Consider the following 19,216-nt stretch of genomic DNA (forward strand, 5'->3'; position numbering starts at 1 on the left):
TACTCGTCTTGCTCGCTGTATAAAATTCTCGGGCCGGATATTACTCGACTTGGAGGTGGATTTGGACAAGATATTTATCGATGAGGTGGTTGCCGAAATGCACACCATCCAGGACATGTTGCGCTGGGCCATGAGTCGTTTCAACGACGCCGGGATCTTCTACGGACATGGTACCGACAACGCCTGGGATGAGGCCGTGCAACTGGTGCTGCCCGCGTTACATCTGCCGCCGGACGTGGATCCGGGCATGCGCCACTCCCGCCTGACCACCAGCGAGCGCCACCGCATCGCCGAGCTCATCATCCGCCGCGTGCAGGAGCGCATTCCGGCGCCCTACCTGACCAACAAGGCCTGGTATGCGGGCTGGGAGTTCTACGTGGACGAGCGGGTGCTCATTCCGCGCTCCCCCATCGCCGAGATGGTGGCCAACCGCTTCGCCCCCTTCCTGAAAGACGAACCGACCCGGATCATGGACTTGTGCACCGGCTCCGGCTGCATCGCCATCATCATGGCCCACGAGTTCCCCCATGCGGAAGTGGATGCCATCGACATCAGCGTCGATGCCCTCAACGTGGCGGAGCGCAACATCAACGATCACGGGCTGGAGCAGCAGGTCATCCCCATCCGCTCCGATCTGTTCCGGGATCTGCCGGCCGGTGACAAGTACGATCTCATCGTCTCCAACCCGCCCTACGTGGACTCCGAGGACATGTCGGATCTGCCGGAGGAGTTTCGCCACGAGCCGGAGCTGGCCCTGGCGTCGGGCTCCGACGGCCTCAAGCTCACCAAGCGCCTGCTGGCCAATGCCGCCGACTTCCTGAAAGAGGATGGGGTGCTGGTGGTCGAGGTGGGCAACAGCATGATCCACCTGGAAGCCCAGTTCCCCGAGGTGCCCTTCACCTGGGTCGAGTTCGAGAACGGCGGTCACGGCGTCTTTGTGATGACCCGCGCAGAGCTCGAGCAGTACCAGGCCCATTTCGCCATTTACAAGAACTAAGCAGCAAGGAGCATCCATGGCAGGGAACAGTTTCGGCCAACTCTTTCGGGTCACCACCTTCGGCGAGAGCCACGGTCTGGCGCTGGGCGCCGTGGTCGACGGCTGCCCGCCGGGGCTGGAGATAAGCGAAGACGATTTGCAGGGGGATCTGGACCGGCGCAAGCCCGGCACGTCCCGCTACACCACCCAGCGCCGCGAGGCGGACGAGGTGAAGATCCTCTCCGGGGTGTTCGAGGGCAAGACCACGGGCACCTCCATCGGGCTGCTCATCGAGAACACCGATCAGCGCTCCAAGGACTACTCCGAGATCAAGGATCTGTTCCGTCCGGGTCACGCCGACTACACCTATCACCAGAAGTACGGCCAGCGTGACTACCGTGGCGGCGGCCGCTCCTCGGCCCGCGAGACCGCCATGCGGGTCGCGGCGGGGGCCATCGCCAAGAAGTACCTGAAACAGGTGCACGGCATCGAGATAGTGGGTTTTCTCTCCCAGCTCGGCCCCATCAAGGCGGAAGGGTTCGACGAGAGCCAGATCGAGCAGAACCCCTTCTTCTTCCCCGATGCGGGCAAGCTGGAGGCGCTGGATGAATACATGCGTGCCCTCAAGAAAGAGGGCAACAGCGTGGGGGCCAAGGTGTGCGTCGTGGCGCGCAACGTGCCGGTAGGCCTGGGGGAGCCGGTGTTCGACCGCCTCGACGCCGACATCGCCCACGCCATGATGGGCATCAACGCGGTGAAAGGGGTGGAGATCGGTGACGGCTTCGCGGTGGTGGAGCAAAAAGGCTCGGAGCACCGGGACGAGATGACTCCGACCGGCTTTGCCAGCAATCATGCGGGGGGCATCCTGGGGGGCATTTCGTCGGGTCAGGATATCGTGGTGAGCATGGCCCTCAAGCCCACCTCCAGCATCACGGTGCCGGGCAAGACCATCACCACCAGCGGTGAGGCCACCGAGATGATCACCAAGGGACGTCACGACCCCTGCGTCGGCATCCGTGCCGTGCCCATCGCCGAGGCCATGCTGGCCCTGGTGCTGATGGATCACCTGCTGCGCCACCGCGCCCAGAACCAGGGCGTGCACACCCAGACCCCGCAGCTGCGCTGATCATGCTGCGGGCAGGGTGAGTGATCACCAGGAACGACAAGGCGACCCCAGGGTCGCCTTTTTCGTGGTTTTTTGCCGGCGTCGGCGTCAGGGGGCCGATGGCGTCGAGAGCGATGGGTGCCGGGTTGCGTCCTGGCGGCAGCGGGGTGGCGCAAAGGCGGGGTCCGGTGAGGGCAGGGTGGCGATGGCGGCATCGATGCGGGCGAGCGCCTCATCGTTCACGGCCTCTTTGGAAAACATCAGGCGCACCGGCTGCTGGTGCAAGAGCACCTGACACTGGATGGCGTCGCTCGCCCCGAGCTGGCCGAGCCGGTAGCGGGCGTATTGCCACTCCATGATGACGCCGTCGAGGCGGCGAGCCAGCAAGAGGGTGAGCAGCCTGTCATCGCTGTTGTATTCACTCGCCTGCCCGAGGGCAGGGCACTCCTCGTTCATCGGCAGGGGGCGGGTACCCCGCAGCTTGCCAAGTCGCAGCCCCTTGGCCTGGCACAGGGTTGCCAGCTCGGTGAACCCTTGCCAGCCGTCGGGCTCTCCGGCCTGCGGGCGCTGGCTCAGCAGCACGAAGCTGGCGCGCCGATAGGGTGCGGAGAAGCGGGCGAACCGCTCCCGCTCGGGGGTTTTCAGGGCGCCCATGGCCACGTCCAGCTGCTGGCGCTCCATGAGGTAGAGGGCCCGGGCCCAGGGGAGGTTGCGAAAGGCGGGCTCCACGCCTGCCTTGCCCAGGATCTGGCGGGTCAGGGTAACGTCCAGTCCGCCGAGGGTGCCGTCGGCAGCGATTTGACTGAAAGGGGGCCAGTGGCTCCAGGCCACCGACAGGGTCTCCCTGGCGACGAGGGGCGGGGCGAAGAGCAGGGGCAAGACGAGGCCCAGCATGCGCCGGGCGGTGGGGGTGAACTTCCGTTTCAATCAAAACCTCCTGTTCCGTGTATCGCGCCGTCCCCCGCAGGCTGCGCAGGGGCATTGATACATACGGCGATTCGGGCCATTTTGTCCTGCCTTCGTCGCTATTTCCAGCCGTGCTGGGAGGCGTATCACATTTTCCTCGTCTAAGTGCGCCAACTCCGTTAGACTGCGCCTCTATTCTTTCCCCTTTGCTCTGCTCCCCGGGGAAATCGTTGTTTTCTCTATAGGCCCGGATCCTGTGAGATGGCATCGGCTCAGCAGAGGAGCCCCACCACGATCTTTGGCGCCCCTATCCCTAGCAGGTAACTATGAGTTTTACTTCCCTCGGTCTGGCCGAACCCTTGTTGCGTGCCGTTGCCGAGCAAGGCTACGACACCCCGTCTCCCATTCAGCAACAAGCGATCCCGGCGGTACTGGCTGGCCGTGATCTGATGGCCGCCGCCCAGACCGGGACCGGCAAGACCGCAGGTTTCACCCTGCCGATGCTGCAGCGTCTGACTGAAAGCAAGCGCAAGGTCTCCCCGAACCGCATCCGTGCCCTGGTGCTGACCCCGACCCGCGAGCTGGCCGCCCAGGTGGGCGAGAGCGTGCGCAACTACGGCAAACACCTGCCGATCCGCAGCCACGTGGTATTCGGCGGCGTGAGCATCAACCCCCAGATGATGGCGACCCGCCGTGGTCTGGACGTGCTGGTGGCCTGCCCGGGCCGCCTGATGGATCTCTACAACCAGAACGCCGTCAAGTTCGATGAAGTGGAGATCCTGGTACTGGACGAAGCGGATCGCATGCTCGACATGGGCTTTATCCGCGACATCCGCCGTATTCTGGCCCTGCTGCCGAAGAAGCGCCAGAACCTGTTGTTCTCCGCCACCTTCGCCGACGAAATTCGCGAGCTGGCCACCGGTCTGCTGGACAACCCGGCGGTGATCGAAGTGACCCCGCGCAACAGCACCGCCGAGCGCATCGAGCAGCTGGTACACCCCTGTGACAAGGCCAACAAGATTGCCCTGCTGAGTCACCTGGTCACCAGCAACGACTGGCAGCAGGTGCTGGTGTTCACCCGTACCAAGCACATGGCCAACCGCGTTGCCGAGACCCTCGACAAGAACGGCGTCAGCGCCGCCGCCATCCACGGCAACAAGAGCCAGGGTGCCCGTACCCGTGCCCTGGCCGGTTTCAAGGATGGCAGCGTCAAGGTGCTGGTGGCGACCGACATCGCCGCCCGTGGTCTGGACATCGACAAACTGCCGCAGGTGGTCAATTTCGAGCTGCCGAACGTGGCGGAAGATTACGTGCACCGTATCGGCCGTACCGGTCGTGCCGGCGCTGCCGGTCACGCCATCTCCCTGGTAGCGGCCGATGAAGGCAAGCTCATCAAGGCCATCGAGCGTCTGACCAAGCAGAACATTCCGTGCGAGCAGGTGGCCGGTTTTGAAGCCTCCCGCGAGACCCTCGACAACATCGCCCGTGGCATCGGCGCGCCGCTTCGCAAAGAGCCGCGCGATCCGAGCGAGCAGCGCCGTGCGCCGCGTCCGCAAGGTCAGGGCCAGCGTCAGGGTGCCGGTCGCTCTGCCAACGGTGGCAATGGCGGCGGTAACCGCTCCGGCAACGGTGGCAAGCCCAAGCCCCAGGGCGGTCAGCGTCCGGAAGGCGGCGCCGCCAAACCGGCCCAGGCCCGTCGTCCCCGTCGCGCCAGCCACAACCAGTAAGCGGCCAGGGAGCCAGGCTCCCCCACTGTTCGGTTGATACAAAAAGCCCCGCCAATCTGGCGGGGCTTTTTTTGTCCTGGTAGACGCTATTCACCGTAGAGGCGGATCTCCAGCACATGAGTGATGGCCTCGCCGCTCCAGTGGTACTCCAGATGACGGGCGTGGTCCACCCGGCTGACCAGACGGGGGCGATAGAGCACGTGACAGTCGTGACCGGGGTGGCGCACCGAGCGGTAGTGGATGCCGTCCACCCCGGCGACCTTCTGCTCCCGGGCGAAGGCTTGGGCGGGGCCGTAATCGGTGGCGTGATAGAGGGGGCCTGGCAGAAACGCCGGGCCCGTGATGTCGATGAGGCTGGCGCTGAACTGCGCCTGGATCACCCGCATCTGCACCTTCTGGGCCGGCTCCCGGGTGTACCCGAAGATCCGCTCCCTATGGTAGACCGTCTCCTTGATGCCGGTGTCGAGGGAGGGGGCACAATAGTAGCCGCCAAAGTCCCCCGTGGTGAAACGGGCACCCTCGGGATTGAGGTGAGTGAAAGCGGCCATCACATAGCTGCCGCCGGGCAGCCCCACCAGCCAGTCTTCCCTGGGCACCCGCATCAGCTCGCCCGCCTCTTCCCTCAGCCTGTCGTTGGTCAGGGCCTCGACGGCCCAGACCGCCTCAAGCTCGTCGGCGGTAGCGACGTCTTCATAAAGGCAGATGGGGGGAAAGCGGCTCGGAATGATGCGATAGGCGCAGGCATTGTGGAAGGTGCGCAAGGGCGGGGAGGACATCAGGCCATCTCCCCGCGCCAGGCGTGCAGCCGGGTGGCCACTTCGTAGAGATCGGCCACCCGCCCACCCTGCATGACCTCCATGGCGCTGCGCCCGGCGAAGAAGGGGTGGCTGTTGGGTTTGCGCACCCAGCTATAGATGCTCTCATCCAGGCTGAACAGCAGCCGCAGGCTCTTGTGGATGTTGAGTAGATAGCTCATCCGCTCCTGGAGATCGGCGCTCAGCCGAATGCCGCCGCTGGCCTCCTTGTACTTGTTCAGGGTGGAGCGGGAGGTAATGCCAAGCAGCCTGAGCTGTTCATCCGTGCTGCACTGCCATTTGTCCATGATGCGAAACACCACGGGCAGGGCCTTGCTGGGATCGACGGCGGGCTGTTGCCGGGGAAGAGATGCGGTGGCGACCATGTTGCCTCCCGGGTTGGCGTGCCAGACGGGCACGGGATCGTGGGTTGTCTGCTAAGCAGTGTAGGGCAGGGGCGCAGTAATGTACATATCTATACATGCTTGCACTCAAATGTTCATTATTGGATGGATTTCGCGAGGAGGGGCGCGGGTCGGCCAAGTGAGACCGTGCCAATGAAGCGCCCCGCCAACTGGGTTGGCGGGGCATGTCTCTTTGCGGCGTTTCTGCTTGTCGGGTCGGGGAGATCAGAGGGCGGGCAGCAGCCCCATGCTGACGCTGACCTGCACCCCGACGATCAGTACCCCCATGGCACCGGCCAGACCCAGGGCCAGTACGCCGCCCGGGACGCGGTAGTGGTTTGCCTCGGCCTGCTTGCGGCTCTGCCACACCAGGGCCACCGGCAGCAGCACCGCCAGCACCGCCAGCGCAATGGCGGCGTAACCGAGCGCCATGATGAAGCCTTGCGGGAAGTAGAGGGCGAACAGCAGGGGCGGCACGAAGGTGATGAGGCCGGTCTGGGTGCGGCCCTGCCAGTTGTCCTTGCGACGGGTCACCTTGGCCATGAAGTCGAACAGTCCCAGGGTCACCCCGAGGAAGGAGGTGGCGAGCGCGAGATCCGCGAACAGATGCATCGCCTGGTTGAAGGCGGGCCAGCTCACCAGGCCGCCGACGTTGGCCAGCAGGCTGTCCAGGGCGCCGCCGGTCTGGATCAGGGATTGCTGGCCCAGCAGCCCCAGAATGGCGACCTGCCACAGCACGTAGAGCACGAGCGGCAGGGCGGAGCCCCACACGAAGACCCGGCGCAATTGCCTGGGGTTGTCCCCGAGGTAGAGCATGACGCTCGGGATGGAGCCGTGGAAGCCGAAGGAGGTGAAGATGACCGGCAGGCCCGCCAGCAGCAATCCTTCCCCGAGGGGCATGGAGAGCAGGTGCTGCCCCTGGGCGCGGGGTAGCAGCAGCGCCAGCACCGCCACCATGATCACCAGCTTCACGGTGAACATCAGGCGGTTGAGGTAATCCACCTGCCTGGTGCCGACGCACACCATGCCGCCAAACAGCAGGGTAAAGACCCAGGCCGCCTGCTCCTGGCCGAGGGGAAGGCCGGCATCGGCCAATGCCTGGGCCAGCAGGCTGCTGCCGCCGCTGATGTAGGCGGAGGCCAGGGCGTAGAACAACATCAGGATGCAGAAGGAGGCGATGCCCTTGCCCCAGGGGCCGAGCAGGTGATCCGCCAGCTGGTGCAGGTACCACTTGCCGGTGCTGAGGCTGGCTTCCACCTGCAGCATGGCGGTGAAGGCCATCAGGGCCCAGAGGCCGATCATCAGCATCAGGGTGGCGGGGCCGCCCAGGGACGAGGAGGCCAGCGGCAGGGCCAGCATGCCGGCGCCTATGGTGGTGCCGGCAATCAACAGGGTACAACCCAGGGTCTTGGTATTCATGTCATCCATCCGAAAGTGAGGGGCGCTGTTGCAAACAAGAGAAGCCAGTTGGCTGTGTCGGGGGACGCCTCCGGGGAAAAGCCGGAGGCTAGCAATATCGGTGTGGATACATCTGTACCTGAAACCTGTCAGTTGTAAAAATTGGTTGCCAAGTTAGCGGATTGAAATGGCGGAAACAACCCCTTAAAAGCGGATTTTGTGCTGTGGCAAGCCGAAGGGTGGCAATAAAAAGTGACACCTTGCGTCATGCGCCGACAAAACGCGCACATCAGGACGAGGCCGCCCGCCAGGCTTCGGGTCGACGTCGCCCGCGTTGGCGGCAACAGGGCTTGCAGAGGGTAACACGGGGCCCTGGTGGTGCGACTGGCCCGGTATAAGCAAACATCGGGTCATACTCCAAAAAGCCATCATTTTCACTTATATCGAGCCGAGGCGCCGATAAACGGGCCCTGGCGCGGGGTGGCCAACCCTGCCGGCGGGGTTGCCGCCCGGCAGATAACCTCAAAGCCAGAAGGCGAAGGGCAAAAGCTGAGACAACAAGGGAGAACACAAGCCGGTGTGGCGGAGGAGGCTCAGGGGCTGGCACGGCGGGCCGCCCCCGGGGTGGTGCGTCGTGGCCGGGTCAGCGGCGGCGTTTGAGAGTGCGGCTCACATAGTGCAGGCCGCTCTGGTAGTCACCATTGACCGCCTTGAGGGCCAGCGTCAGGGCCTGGCTTGCCAGGGCGTCGTGCTGCTGGGGCAGGGAGTTGATGCCAAAGGGGAGGAAATCGAGCAGGCGGTCATCCCCGAAGGTGGCCATGGCGAGCTGGCTCATGTCGGCCTCCTGCTCCAGCAGGTAGTCGAGCACCCCCTCCATCAGGATGTAGGAGGTGGTGATCAGCGCCTCGGGCAGTTGGCCGAGCTGCTGATGGAGCGTCTTGATCAGGCGATACCCTTCGGTGCGCGAGAAGTGGGCCCCTTCACACAGGTGGCGGGTCGCACTGTGACTGGCAATGGCCTGCTCAAAGCCCGCTTTTCGCTCCTGGCTGATCGTCAGTTCCGGCAGTGCAGTAATCAAGGCGATATGACCGATGGCCGGGGTGAGCAGGGAGGCGGTGAGATCCAGGCTCGCCTTCTGGTTTTCACTCGCCACGGTGACGAAATGCTCGGTGGCCATGGCACGGTCGATGGCGAGGATCTGCACGCCCCGGGACTGCTGCTCCAGATAGAAGGGATCCGTCGGGGGGAGGCAGCTTGCCACCAGGAGCGCGTCCACATGGCGGCTCACCAGCATCCGGGCCAGCTCCTTTTCGGTGTCCGGATCGTCCTCCGAGCAGACGATGAGCAACTGATATCCCTGGGTGCGAGCCCCTTGCTCCAGGCGCTTGGCGAGCTTGGCGTAACTGGCGTTTTCGAGGTCGGGCAGGATGAAGCCGAGGGTGCGGGTCTGGCCGCCGCGCAGGGAAGCGGCGCGGCTGTCCGGCTGATAGTTGTGGGCATGGACCACGGCCATCACCTTGTCGCGGGTGGCCTGGCTGATGCGGTATTGATCGGCCTTGCCATTGATCACATAGCTGGCGGTGGTGCGAGAGACACCGGCCAGCGCGGCGATTTCATCCAGTTTCATCATGTTGGCTCTGTTTGAGTTGCAAGGCCCGCGCCGGTTCCTGGTTGGGGCGCCGAAAAGTGTGCGCGGGATCATATCATTGAAACGTACTTTCTGCGGGATCTTGAACAATGCGCTGAAACGATTCAGTCTGAGTGTAAGTGAAACGATTCAGCTTGTCAGTAACGGATGATTATCTGCACTTGGAAATGGGTTCCGGCTCACCAAAGCGAGAGATCACCGTCTATTGTCAGCAGGCAAGTTACCCGAAAATCGAGTTGAGTTGAGCCGGTACGCCGCGAGGTGAAGCCGGACCTGATGGAGAATCTCTATGTTGAAGTTGGCGCGACAGCAAATCCTGCTGGGACAATCGGTGACGACCAAGGCGGACGCCATCGCCCTGCTGGCAAGCAAACTGACCGACGCCGGTCTGGTTGAAGCAGGTTACGTGGACGGCATGCTGGCGCGGGAAGCGCAGCACGCCACCTATCTTGGCAGCGGTATCGCCATTCCCCACGGCACCACGGACACCCGTCATCTGGTGAAGAGCACCGGTGTCATGGTGGCCCAGTTCCCCCACGGCATCGAGTGGGACGAGGGGCAGATTGCCTACGTCGCCATCGGCATCGCCGCCAAGTCCGACGAGCACCTGGGGATCTTGCGCCAGCTCACCCACGTGCTGGGTGACGAGCAGGCCGCAGCCCAGCTCAAGGGGGCGACCGACGAAGAGACCATCATCAATATCCTGACTGGCGCGACTGGCGCCAAAGAGGTGCAATACCTGACCCTGGCGGACTTCCCGGCCGACGACCAGGACCAGTTGCTGCTGGGGGCTGCGGCCCGCGCCAAATCCGCAGGCTGGGGAGACGCCGCCATGGTGAGCGCCCTCCTGGCCAGTCAGCCTGTTCACCTGGGGGAGGGCATCTGGCTGGCCCGTGCGCAAGCGGCCCAGACCGGTTGGGTGCTGGCCACCCCGAGCACCCCGCTGAACGTCGGTGAATTGCCGGTCAACGCCCTGCTGCTGCTGTGTGCCGCAGATAGCGGCCATTTGCCGCAACTCGAGAATCTGGCCAAGCTGGCCGCAGCCGGCCAGCTGGCCACCCTCTCTGGCAGCGATGGTCTTGCCATGTTGCAGGCGGGTCCGGCGAGCGGGCTGTCCGAGACCTTCACCATCATCAACCCTCACGGTCTGCACGCACGTCCGGGCGCCATGCTGGTCAAGGTGGCCAAGGAGTATGAATCCGACATCCGCGTCGCCAACCTCGATGGCAGCGGTGAAGCCGTCTCTGCCAAGAGCCTGATGAAGGTGATCGGGCTTGGGGTCAAGTGCGGTCATCGTCTGGCGTTTCGCGCCGAAGGAGCGGATGCCGAAGCAGCCCTCAAGGGCATTGGCGAAGCCATTGCCGCGGGTCTTGGCGAGGGGGCGCACTGATGGACATCGTCACCATCACCCTCAACCCCGCGCTCGATCTCACCACCCGTCTGGAGGCCATGCACCCTGGCGAGGTCAATCTGGTGAGCGAGGCCAACTTGCGCGCCGCGGGCAAGGGGATCAACGTCGCCATGGTCTTGAAAGATCTCGGCCGTGACGTAGGCCTGACCGGCTGGCTCGGTGAGGGCAACCAGCAGAGCTTCGTCTCCCTGTTCGAGGAACGTGCCCTTGCCGATCACTTCGTGCGCGTGGCGGGCGACACCCGGATCAACGTCAAGATCTCCGAACAATCCGGCCGGGTGACCGATCTCAATCTGCCGGGACTCGCCGTGCAGGAAGGTGATGTCAGCGCCCTGGAGGCGGCGCTGGAGCGACTGGCTCCCCACACTGACTGGTTCGTGCTGGCGGGCAGCCTGCCCAAAGGGGTGGCCCCCGATTACTGCGGCCATCTGATCCGTCTGCTCAAGGCCAAGGGCAAGCAGGTGATCTTCGATTGCAGCGGCGCGGCGTTGAGCGAAGGGATCAAGGCGGCGCCGACCCTGGTCAAACCCAACCTGGAAGAGCTGAGCCAGTGGGCGGGTCGCCCCGTGAAGACCCTGAGCGAGCAGGCCGAGTGCGCCCGCGCGCTGCAGGCAAGCGGGATCCCCAACGTGGTGATCTCCAATGGTGCCGACGGCCTCATCTGGTTTGCACCGGATGCCACCTGGCAAGCGATTCCGCCGCGCATGGAGGTGGTCAGCACCGTGGGTGCCGGCGACTCCCTGGTGGCGGGCCTGGTCCATGGCATGAGCCTGGACTGGACGCCGGAGCAGACCCTGCGTCTGGCCACCGCCGTCTCGGCACTGGCGGTGAGCCAGGTCGCGGTCGGCTTCAACGATATCAATGTGCTCAACCCCTTACTCGAGCAGGTGCGAGTACAGCGTCTGGATGATCTGGCACCGACTCAACCCCAACCCCATTTGATGGCTAACTCAGGAGATGCCCAATGAAAGCAATTCTGGTTACGGCTTGCCCGGCGGGCATTGCCACCAGCTTTCTCGCTGCAAAACGGATAGAACAGCAGGCCAAACTGGCTGGCTGGGAGCTCACCCTCGACGTCGACTCCAACGTGCAGCCCCGTCAGGTTCCCTCGAAAGAGCAGATTGCCGCCGCCGACCTGGTGCTGGTCGTTGCCAGCGCACCGGTGGATCTGGCCGCCTATGACGGCAAGTCGCTCTATCGGGGCGACATGGATCTGGCGCTCCAGGATCCGGCCGCCCTGCTGGAAGCCGCCGCGAGCGGTGCCAGCCTCTATCGCCACCAGGCCGCGCCCGTCGTTGCCACTGCCGCTCCCAAGGCGGCCACCGGTGCCAAGCGCATAGTCGCCGTCACCGCCTGCCCGACCGGGGTGGCCCACACCTTCATGTCGGCCGAGGCCCTGGAGACCATGGCCAAGCAGCTGGGTCACCAGATCCGCGTCGAAACCCAGGGCTCGGTCGGTGCCCAGAATGCCTTGACGGCGGACGAGATTGCCGCCGCCGATCTGGTGTTCCTCGCCACTGACATCGAGGTGGACATGGCGCGCTTTGACGGCAAGCCCGTCTATCGCACCAGCACGGGGGCGGCGCTCAAGAAAACCCGGGCCGAGCTCGACAAGGCCTGGACCGAGGCGAAGGTCTATCGCCACAGCGGCGCGGCTGCGGTCAAGAAAGAGGAAAAGGCGGGCCCCTACAAGCACCTGCTGACCGGTGTCTCCTTCATGCTGCCCATGGTGGTGGCGGGGGGCCTTATCATCGCGCTCTCCTTCATCTTCGGCATTGAAGCGTTCAAGGAAGAGGGGACGCTGGCCGCGGCCCTGATGAAGATCGGTGGCGGCTCCGCCTTCGCCCTGATGATCCCGGTGCTGGCAGGCTACATCGCCTACTCCATCGCCGACCGTCCGGGTCTGGCGCCCGGCATGATCGCCGGTATGCTGGCAAGCTCGCTCGGCGCCGGTTTCCTTGGCGGCATCGTCGGTGGCTTCCTCGCCGGTTACAGCGCCAAGTTCCTGAGCGACAAGGTGCGCCTGCCGGTCACCCTGGAAGCCCTCAAGCCCATCCTCATCATTCCGCTCTTTGCCAGCCTGTTCACCGGTCTGGTGATGATCTACGTGGTGGGTGGCCCGGTGGCGGGCATCATGAACGCCATGACCGAGTTCCTCAACAACATGGGCTCTGCCAACGCCGTGCTGCTGGGTGTCATCATCGGCGCCATGATGTGCTTCGACATGGGTGGCCCGGTCAACAAGGCGGCTTATGCCTTCGGTGTCGGCCTGCTCGCCTCCAAGACCTATGCCCCCATGGCAGCGGTCATGGCCGCCGGCATGGTGCCTGCACTGGGGATGGGGATCGCGACCTTCCTGGCCAGCAGAAAGTTCATCAAGGCGGAGCAGGAAGCGGGCAAGGCCTCCTTCGTGCTGGGTCTGTGCTTCATCTCCGAGGGGGCCATCCCGTTTGCCGCCAAGGATCCCATGCGCGTCATTCCGGCCTGCATGGCGGGCGGCGCCCTGACCGGTGCGCTCTCCATGCTGTTCGGCTGCGAGCTGGTGGCACCCCACGGTGGTCTGTTCGTGCTCTTCATCCCGAACGCCATCAGCCATGTGATGATGTACATCCTGGCGATCGCCGCCGGTTCTCTGGTGACCGGGGTGGCCTACGCCATGCTCAAGCGTGGCGAGGAGCAGGCCAAGCTGGCGACCGCCTGAGGGCGTCACGGCGTGACACACTCTTCATGACAAGGCGGCCCTGGGGCCGCCTTTCTTGTTGAGGGGAGGGGCAACGTGGGATTTAAAAATCCCAGCCCGGCGGGGGCGGCGGATCGGCCGCCTCTGCAGCCTGCGCCTTGCGGCGGGCGGCCTCGACCCTGGCCTTGCGGCTGCGGCACAGGCGCATCACCTCCTGCTGCTGGGCAGGGGTCATGGCAAGCCAGTTGAAACGCTCCTCGCGACTTCGCAGGCATCCCTTGCAATACCCCTTGTTGTTCAGTTCGCAGACCCCGACACAGGGGCTCTGGAGCGGGAAGATTTCGAGCTGTTCCATCCATGACCTCTCACACCTTGTCACCTTGTTATAACCCAGAAGATCACGGCAGGAGAAATCCGTCGTCAGGGGCGTGAAGGCGTTTGCTTTCCCCGGGCAATTTTGGCATCTTCCCCGCCGTGCAAGACACTCGGTGTTATATGAGGACATATGAATAGACATGCGTACTGGTTGGCCGCCGCCGTGGTGGGGCTGGCCGGTTGTGCGGGCAACCCTGAACCGGTCAAGGTGCCCCAGAAGAAGGCGGAATCCGGATGTTTTCTGAACTGCGAGATCCCTGAGAATCTGGGCAAGCAGTATCTGGATGGCGCCCTGCCGGGGGATCTGGTGCGGGTAGAGCGGGTCAACAGCCGCGCCCGCGCCGATTACAGCAAGTTCGGTCCCCAGAGCCGGATGGTGATGGAACGCTCCGGCCGCATGGCGAGCCGCTATGGGGAGCTCTATCGTCAGCTCTCACGCTGGGTCGCCAATGGGGGCAATCCCGCCCATATCACCCAGTACGGCATCAGCCTGGCGCAGCTTGGCGGTGCCGACCGCATGGGCAACGTGCTCTTCACCGGTTACTACTCGCCGGTGCTGGAGGTGCGCCATCGCCCGGACGCCCAGTACAAGTATCCCATCTATGCCATGCCCAACTGCGGCGGTCGCTGCCCGAGCCGGGCCGAGATCCACCGGGGGGCGCTGGCCAACCGGGGGCTGGAGCTGGGCTACAGCAAATCCCTCATCGACAACTTCCTGATGGACGTGCAGGGTTCCGGCTTCGTTCACTACGGCGATGACGACCGGTTGCAGTACCTTGGTTACAGTGGCAAGAACGGCCACGGCTATGTCAGCATTGGCCGGGTGCTCATCGACCGTGGCGAAGTGCCCAAGGAGCAGATGTCCATGAAGGCCATCAAGGAGTGGGCCAATCGTCAGCCGGAAGAGAGCGTGAAGGAGCTGGTGGAGCAGAACCCCTCCTATGTCTTCTTCGAGCGCCGTCCCACCAATGACGTGGTGGGGGCTGCCGGCATTCCGCTCTTGCCGATGGCGGCGGTGGCTGCCGACAAGACCCTGCTGCCCATGGGTACCCCCATCCTCGCGGAAGTGCCGCTGCTGGACAAAGAGGGCAACTGGACCGGCAAGCACCAGCTGCGGCTGCTGATTGCGCTGGATGTGGGGGGCGCGGTGAAGAAGGGGCACCTCGATCTCTACCACGGCATGGGGGAGAAAGCCGGTGTCGCGGCCGGTCACTACAAGCACTTTGGCCGGGTCTGGAAGCTGGGTCTGCACCACGGGCCGACTGCCGCCCCCTGGTTGTAACGCCCCCGGGTTGTAATGTAAGAGGGGCCATGGCCCCTCATTTCCCTCAAGAGATGGGAGATTCCCATGAAAAAAGCCGCCGGAGCAATCCGGCGGCTTTTTGTTTGCGGGGCAGATCTGGCGATAAGGGCCGTCAGCCCTTTCGGATATCGAGCTTGATGGCGCCCACCGGCTGGCAGCAGCAGGGGAGGCACTCCCCCTGGGAGACAAAGGCGAGCGGGACGGCGGCGTAGTGCACCTTGCCCGCCAGCAGCGGGGTGCGGCAGGCGCCGCAATAGCCGCTGCGGCACTGGAACTCCACGTGATGGCCGTGGCGCTCCAGGGTCTCCAGCACGCTTTCGCCGGGATAGGGGTGCAGCACACCGTCCAGGGTCTGTACCTGGGGGGCTTGCCCCTCCGACGCCGTGGTGGCGGAATGCAGGGGCGCGTTCAGGGTGGCGGTGGCGTCACTCACGGACGTCACTCTCCCGCATCATGGTCTGCCAGCAGAGGTTGCCTTGCATCACAGCTCGAAGTCACCCAGATCGTCGGCGTGCACTTCACTGTCGATCTGACCCACCAGATAGGAGCTCACTTCCACTTCCTGGGGCGCCACCTGCACGTTGTCGGAGGAGAGCCAGGTGTTGATCCAGGGGATGGGGTTCTGCTTGGTGCCGGCAAAGGCCGGTTGCAGGCCGACGGCCGCCATGCGCAGGTTGGTGATGTATTCCACGTACTGGCAGAGGATGTCCTTGTTCAGGCCGATCATGGAGCCGTCCTGGAACAGGTATTCGGCCCACTCCTTCTCCTGCAGGGCCGCTTCCTTGAACAGCTCGAAGCAGGCCTGCTCGCACTCGACGGCGATCTCCGCCATGTCGGGGTCGTCGTTGCCGCTGCGCATCAGGTTCAGCATGTGCTGGGTGCCGGTCAGGTGCAGCGCTTCGTCACGGGCGATCATCTTGATGATCTTGGCATTGCCCTCCATCAGCTCGCGCTCGGCGAAGGCGAAGGAGCAGGCGAAGCTCACGTAGAAGCGGATCGCTTCGAGGGCGTTGACGCTCATCAGGCACAGGTAGAGCTTCTTCTTGAGCTCCCGCAGGCTGATGGTGACTTCGCGATCCCCGATCCGGTGGGTCCCCTCACCGTGCAGGTGATAGACGGAGGTGGCCTCGATGAGATCGTCATAGAAGTGGCTGATGGAGCCGGCGCGCTTCAAGATTTGCTCGTTGGTCACGATGTCGTCGAACACCTGGCCCGGGTTGTTGACGATGTTGCGGATGATGTGGGTGTAGGAGCGAGAGTGGATGGTCTCGGAGAAGGCCCAGGTCTCGATCCAGGTCTCCAGCTCCGGGATGGAGACCAGGGGCAGCAGGGCCACGTTGGGGCTGCGGCCCTGAATGGAATCCAGCAGGGTCTGGTACTTCAGGTTGGAGATGAAGATGTGCTGCTCGTGGGGCGGCAGTGCCTGGAAGTCGATGCGGTCGTGGGAGACGTCCACCTCTTCCGGGCGCCAGAAGAAGGAGAGCTGCTTCTCGATCAGCCGCTCGAAGATGTCGTGCTTTTGCTGATCATAACGGGCCACGTTGACCGACTGGCCGAAGAACATCGGCTCCTTGAGCTGATCGTTTTGGGTCTGGCAAAAAGTAGAGTAAGCCATGGTTAGAATGCCGTGAAATAGGGAAAACAGGAGGGCGGGAGCTTGATGCTCCCGCCCGGTTTATCAGTGCGTTTCGCGGTTAGATCTTGCAAGCCCCGCCAGCGCAGCCGTCATCTTGCAGATCGGTCTGGGTGTCGTCGGCACCATCACGGGTGTTGTGATAGTAGAGGGTCTTGAGACCGTATTTGTAGGCGGTCAGCAAGTCTTTGAGCAACTGCTTCATCGGCACCTTGTTGCCTTCGAAGCGGGCAGGGTCGTAGTTGGTGTTGGCGGAGATCGCCTGATCCACGAACTTCTGCATGATGCCGACCAGCTGCAGGTAACCGTCGACGCTCGGCTGTTTCCACAGCAGTTCGTACTGATCCTTCAGGCGGTGGTACTCCGGCACCACCTGCTTGAGGATGCCGTCCTTGGAGGCTTTCACCGACACCAGGCCGCGGGGCGGCTCGATGCCGTTGGTGGCGTTGGAGATCTGGCTGGAGGTCTCGCTCGGCATCAGGGCGGTCAGGGTGGAGTTGCGCAGACCCACGGTCTTGATCTCTTCGCGCAAGGTTTCCCAGTCCAGGTGCAGGGGTTCATTGCACAGGGTGTCCAGATCCTTTTTATAGGTATCGATGGGCAGGATACCCTGGGCATAGGTGGTCTCGTTGAAGGCCGGGCAGGGGCCGAACTCGCGGGCCAGTTGCACGGAGGCCTTCAGCAGGTAGTACTGGATCGCCTCGAAGGTGCGGTGGGTCAGGGCCAGACCGGAACCATCGGAGTAGCGGGCACCGTTTTTCGCCAGGTAGTAGGCGTAGTTGATGACGCCGATCCCCAGGGTGCGGCGGTTCATGCTGCCCTTCTTGGCGGCCTTGAGCGGGTAGTCCTGATAGTCGAGCAGGGCGTCCAGAGCGCGCACGGCCAGCTCGGCCATCTCTTCCAGATCTTCCAGCTTCTCGATGGCGCCCAGGTTGAAGGCGGAGAGGGTGCACAGGGCAATCTCGCCGTCTTCGTCATCCACGTTGTTGAGCGGCTTGGTGGGCAGCGCAATCTCGAGGCAGAGGTTGGACTGGCGCACCGGTGCCACGGACGGGTCGAAGGGGCTGTGGGTGTTGCAGTGATCCACGTTCTGGATGTAGATGCGACCGGTACCGGCACGCTCCTGCATCATCAGGGAGAAGAGATCCACTGCCTTCAGGGTCTTCTTGCGAATGGCCGGATCTTGCTCGTACTTGACGTAGAGTTCTTCAAACTTGTCCTGGTCCGCGAAGAAGGCGTCATAGAGGCCGGGTGCATCGGACGGGGAGAACAGAGTGATGTCACCGCCCTTGATGAGGCGCTGGTACATCAGCTTGTTGATCTGCACGCCGTAGTCCATGTGACGGACCCGGTTCTCTTCCACGCCGCGGTTGTTCTTCAGTACCAGCAGGCTCTCCACCTCGGTGTGCCACAGCGGGTAGAAGAGGGTGGCCGCACCGCCGCGCACGCCGCCCTGGGAGCAGCACTTCACCGCAGTCTGGAAGTATTTGTAGAAGGGGATGCAGCCGGTGTGGAAGGCTTCGCCGCCACGGATGGGGCTGCCCAGACCACGGATGCGGCCGGCGTTGATGCCGATGCCGGCGCGCTGGGAAACATAACGCACGATGGCGCTGGCGGTGGCATTGATGGAATCCAGGCTGTCGTCACACTCGATCAGCACGCAGGAGCTGAACTGGCGGGTCGGGGTGCGCACGCCGCTCATGATCGGGGTCGGCAGGGAGATCTTGAAGGTCGAGACCGCATCATAGAAGCGCTTGATGTAGTCCAGACGGGTATCTTTCGGATACTTGGAGAAGAGGCAGGCCGCTACCAGGATGTATAGGAACTGCGGGCTCTCGTAGATCTCGCCGGTGACGCGGTTCTGTACCAGGTACTTGCCTTCGAGCTGCTTGACCGCCGCGTAGGAGAAGTCCATGTCGCGCCAGTGATCGAGGTAGCCGTTCAGCTCCTCAAATTCCGCCTGGGTGTAGTCTTCCAGCAGGTGCTTGTCGTACTTGCCCATGTCCACCAGTCTGGCGACGTGCTGATACAGGTGGGGCGGCTCGAACTGGCCGTAGGCCTTCTTGCGCAGGTGGAAGATGGCCAGACGGGCAGCCATGTACTGGTAGTCCGGGCTTTGCTCGGAGATGAGGTCAGCAGCAGCCTTGATGATGGTCTCGTGGATGTCGGCGGTACGGATACCGTCATAGAACTGGATGTGGGACTTGAGCTCCACCTGGGAGACCGACACGTTGTCGAGCTTCTCGGCAGCCCAGTCGAGCACACGGTGAATTTTATCCAGATCGATGGGTTCTTTGTGTCCGTTACGCTTCGTCACAAACAAGTTCATTGGCTGATGACCCCTTTCATTGATACCTGCCGGTATCGGTTGATTCCCGAAAAGCCATCGCACAATGGCGCAACCCGGCTCCGTCTGTCGAGGGAAACTGGGCAGGGATTGTGCGATGAATCACAAGATGTAGTGTTATTTTTAATGCGAACTACAAGATAGTGAGGTCGATGCGGTAATGCAATCTGTGGATAACGCATTAGCTGTGGATAAATTGTGGGTGTCGGGACGGGAGTTAGTGGACGCTCACAGCGAACGGGTTTTCATCCGTCCGATCCGTCAAATGCAAGTCCGGCGATCGAAGATGGAAAATTAAAATAACTTTTTTTGCTTGCGAAAGCAGGGTGTTTTTACTAGCAAATCCGGCCTGCTCATCCCTTGTGCAGTCAGGGTCAAAAGGTGTCCTGTTACGCCGTTCGGGGGGTTGCCAAGCCCGTAAAAAGAGGGATCGTCCGGGATCCCTCTGGTGTGCTGCGGGGGGAGCTGCGCGCCGGGGCAGATGCCCACATGGCCATCGGGACAACATC

General features: G+C 63.3%; 16 protein-coding genes. 7 read left to right on the forward strand and 9 right to left on the reverse strand.

What is annotated here, in order from left to right:
* Positions 1-61: 61 nt before the first annotated feature.
* Entirely contained in the window at positions 62-997 is a 936-nt protein-coding gene (gene prmB, locus AB5Y68_RS11985) for a 50S ribosomal protein L3 N(5)-glutamine methyltransferase (RefSeq protein WP_041211581.1), read from the forward strand.
* 16 nt (positions 998-1,013) lie between these two features.
* On the forward strand, positions 1,014-2,102 hold the full coding sequence (gene aroC / locus AB5Y68_RS11990) for a chorismate synthase (protein ID WP_045524914.1): 1,089 nt from the start codon (positions 1,014-1,016) through the stop codon (positions 2,100-2,102).
* 87 nt (positions 2,103-2,189) lie between these two features.
* On the opposite strand, the gene AB5Y68_RS11995 is transcribed toward aroC, so the two are convergent.
* A complete protein-coding gene (locus AB5Y68_RS11995; protein ID WP_368207204.1) occupies positions 2,190-2,975 on the reverse strand; it encodes a substrate-binding periplasmic protein in 786 nt (261 codons plus the stop codon).
* Positions 2,976-3,313: 338 nt separating this feature from the next.
* On the opposite strand from AB5Y68_RS11995, the gene AB5Y68_RS12000 reads away from it, so the two are divergent.
* Positions 3,314-4,714, forward strand: coding sequence for a DEAD/DEAH box helicase (locus AB5Y68_RS12000; protein ID WP_010674827.1), 1,401 nt, complete (start codon positions 3,314-3,316; stop codon positions 4,712-4,714).
* Between the two features lie 86 nt (positions 4,715-4,800).
* Here the strand turns inward: AB5Y68_RS12000 and AB5Y68_RS12005 are convergent, their stop codons facing one another.
* The 4 genes from AB5Y68_RS12005 to cra all read right to left on the reverse strand — a co-directional run bounded on the left by AB5Y68_RS12005 (position 4,801) and on the right by cra (position 8,940).
* Complete coding sequence (locus AB5Y68_RS12005; RefSeq protein ID WP_264787790.1) at positions 4,801-5,490, reverse strand: RES family NAD+ phosphorylase; 690 nt, start codon at positions 5,488-5,490, stop codon at positions 4,801-4,803.
* The gene (locus AB5Y68_RS12010; protein WP_339332153.1) at positions 5,490-5,894 is read right to left on the reverse strand and encodes an MbcA/ParS/Xre antitoxin family protein; all 405 of its coding nucleotides are present in this window, start codon (positions 5,892-5,894) and stop codon (positions 5,490-5,492) included. Before AB5Y68_RS12010 ends, AB5Y68_RS12005 begins: the two co-directional genes overlap by 1 nt.
* Positions 5,895-6,137: 243 nt before the next feature.
* Entirely contained in the window at positions 6,138-7,331 is a 1,194-nt protein-coding gene (locus tag AB5Y68_RS12015; protein WP_039040751.1) for an aromatic amino acid transport family protein, read from the reverse strand.
* A 622-nt stretch (positions 7,332-7,953) separates the two neighbouring features.
* The gene (gene cra, locus AB5Y68_RS12020) at positions 7,954-8,940 is read right to left on the reverse strand and encodes a catabolite repressor/activator (protein ID WP_264787791.1); all 987 of its coding nucleotides are present in this window, start codon (positions 8,938-8,940) and stop codon (positions 7,954-7,956) included.
* Positions 8,941-9,247: 307 nt separating this feature from the next.
* On the opposite strand from cra, the gene fruB reads away from it, so the two are divergent.
* From fruB to fruA, 3 genes are read left to right on the forward strand one after another with little or no spacing between them, the layout of a single operon-like run.
* Positions 9,248-10,348, forward strand: a complete 1,101-nt coding sequence (gene fruB, locus AB5Y68_RS12025; protein ID WP_368207187.1) for a fused PTS fructose transporter subunit IIA/HPr protein — start codon at positions 9,248-9,250, stop codon at positions 10,346-10,348.
* Complete coding sequence (pfkB, locus tag AB5Y68_RS12030) at positions 10,348-11,337, forward strand: 1-phosphofructokinase (RefSeq protein WP_048207770.1); 990 nt, start codon at positions 10,348-10,350, stop codon at positions 11,335-11,337. The genes fruB and pfkB overlap by 1 nt, the downstream gene beginning before the upstream one ends.
* Positions 11,334-13,070, forward strand: a complete 1,737-nt coding sequence (gene fruA, locus AB5Y68_RS12035) for a PTS fructose transporter subunit IIBC (RefSeq protein WP_202007520.1) — start codon at positions 11,334-11,336, stop codon at positions 13,068-13,070. Before pfkB ends, fruA begins: the two co-directional genes overlap by 4 nt.
* 82 nt (positions 13,071-13,152) lie before the next feature.
* Here fruA and AB5Y68_RS12040 read toward each other — a convergent pair whose 3' ends face one another.
* Positions 13,153-13,404: a DUF1289 domain-containing protein gene (locus tag AB5Y68_RS12040; RefSeq protein ID WP_039040754.1), complete on the reverse strand. Its 252-nt coding sequence runs from the start codon at positions 13,402-13,404 to the stop codon at positions 13,153-13,155.
* Between the two features lie 150 nt (positions 13,405-13,554).
* On the opposite strand from AB5Y68_RS12040, the gene mltA reads away from it, so the two are divergent.
* The gene (gene mltA, locus AB5Y68_RS12045) at positions 13,555-14,706 is read left to right on the forward strand and encodes a murein transglycosylase A (protein WP_128271353.1); all 1,152 of its coding nucleotides are present in this window, start codon (positions 13,555-13,557) and stop codon (positions 14,704-14,706) included.
* A gap of 133 nt (positions 14,707-14,839) precedes the next feature.
* Here mltA and yfaE read toward each other — a convergent pair whose 3' ends face one another.
* The 3 genes from yfaE to nrdA all read right to left on the reverse strand — a co-directional run bounded on the left by yfaE (position 14,840) and on the right by nrdA (position 18,689).
* Positions 14,840-15,139, reverse strand: coding sequence for a class I ribonucleotide reductase maintenance protein YfaE (gene yfaE / locus AB5Y68_RS12050; protein ID WP_368207206.1), 300 nt, complete (start codon positions 15,137-15,139; stop codon positions 14,840-14,842).
* 69 nt (positions 15,140-15,208) lie between these two features.
* Positions 15,209-16,342, reverse strand: coding sequence for a class Ia ribonucleoside-diphosphate reductase subunit beta (nrdB, locus tag AB5Y68_RS12055; RefSeq protein ID WP_010674816.1), 1,134 nt, complete (start codon positions 16,340-16,342; stop codon positions 15,209-15,211).
* A 79-nt stretch (positions 16,343-16,421) separates the two neighbouring features.
* Positions 16,422-18,689: a class 1a ribonucleoside-diphosphate reductase subunit alpha gene (gene nrdA, locus AB5Y68_RS12060; protein WP_039040757.1), complete on the reverse strand. Its 2,268-nt coding sequence runs from the start codon at positions 18,687-18,689 to the stop codon at positions 16,422-16,424.
* Between the last annotated feature and the right edge of the window lie 527 nt (positions 18,690-19,216).

The organism is Aeromonas sp. R6-1 (genome assembly GCF_040908165.1).
Taxonomy (GTDB): Bacteria; Pseudomonadota; Gammaproteobacteria; order Enterobacterales; family Aeromonadaceae; genus Aeromonas; species Aeromonas caviae.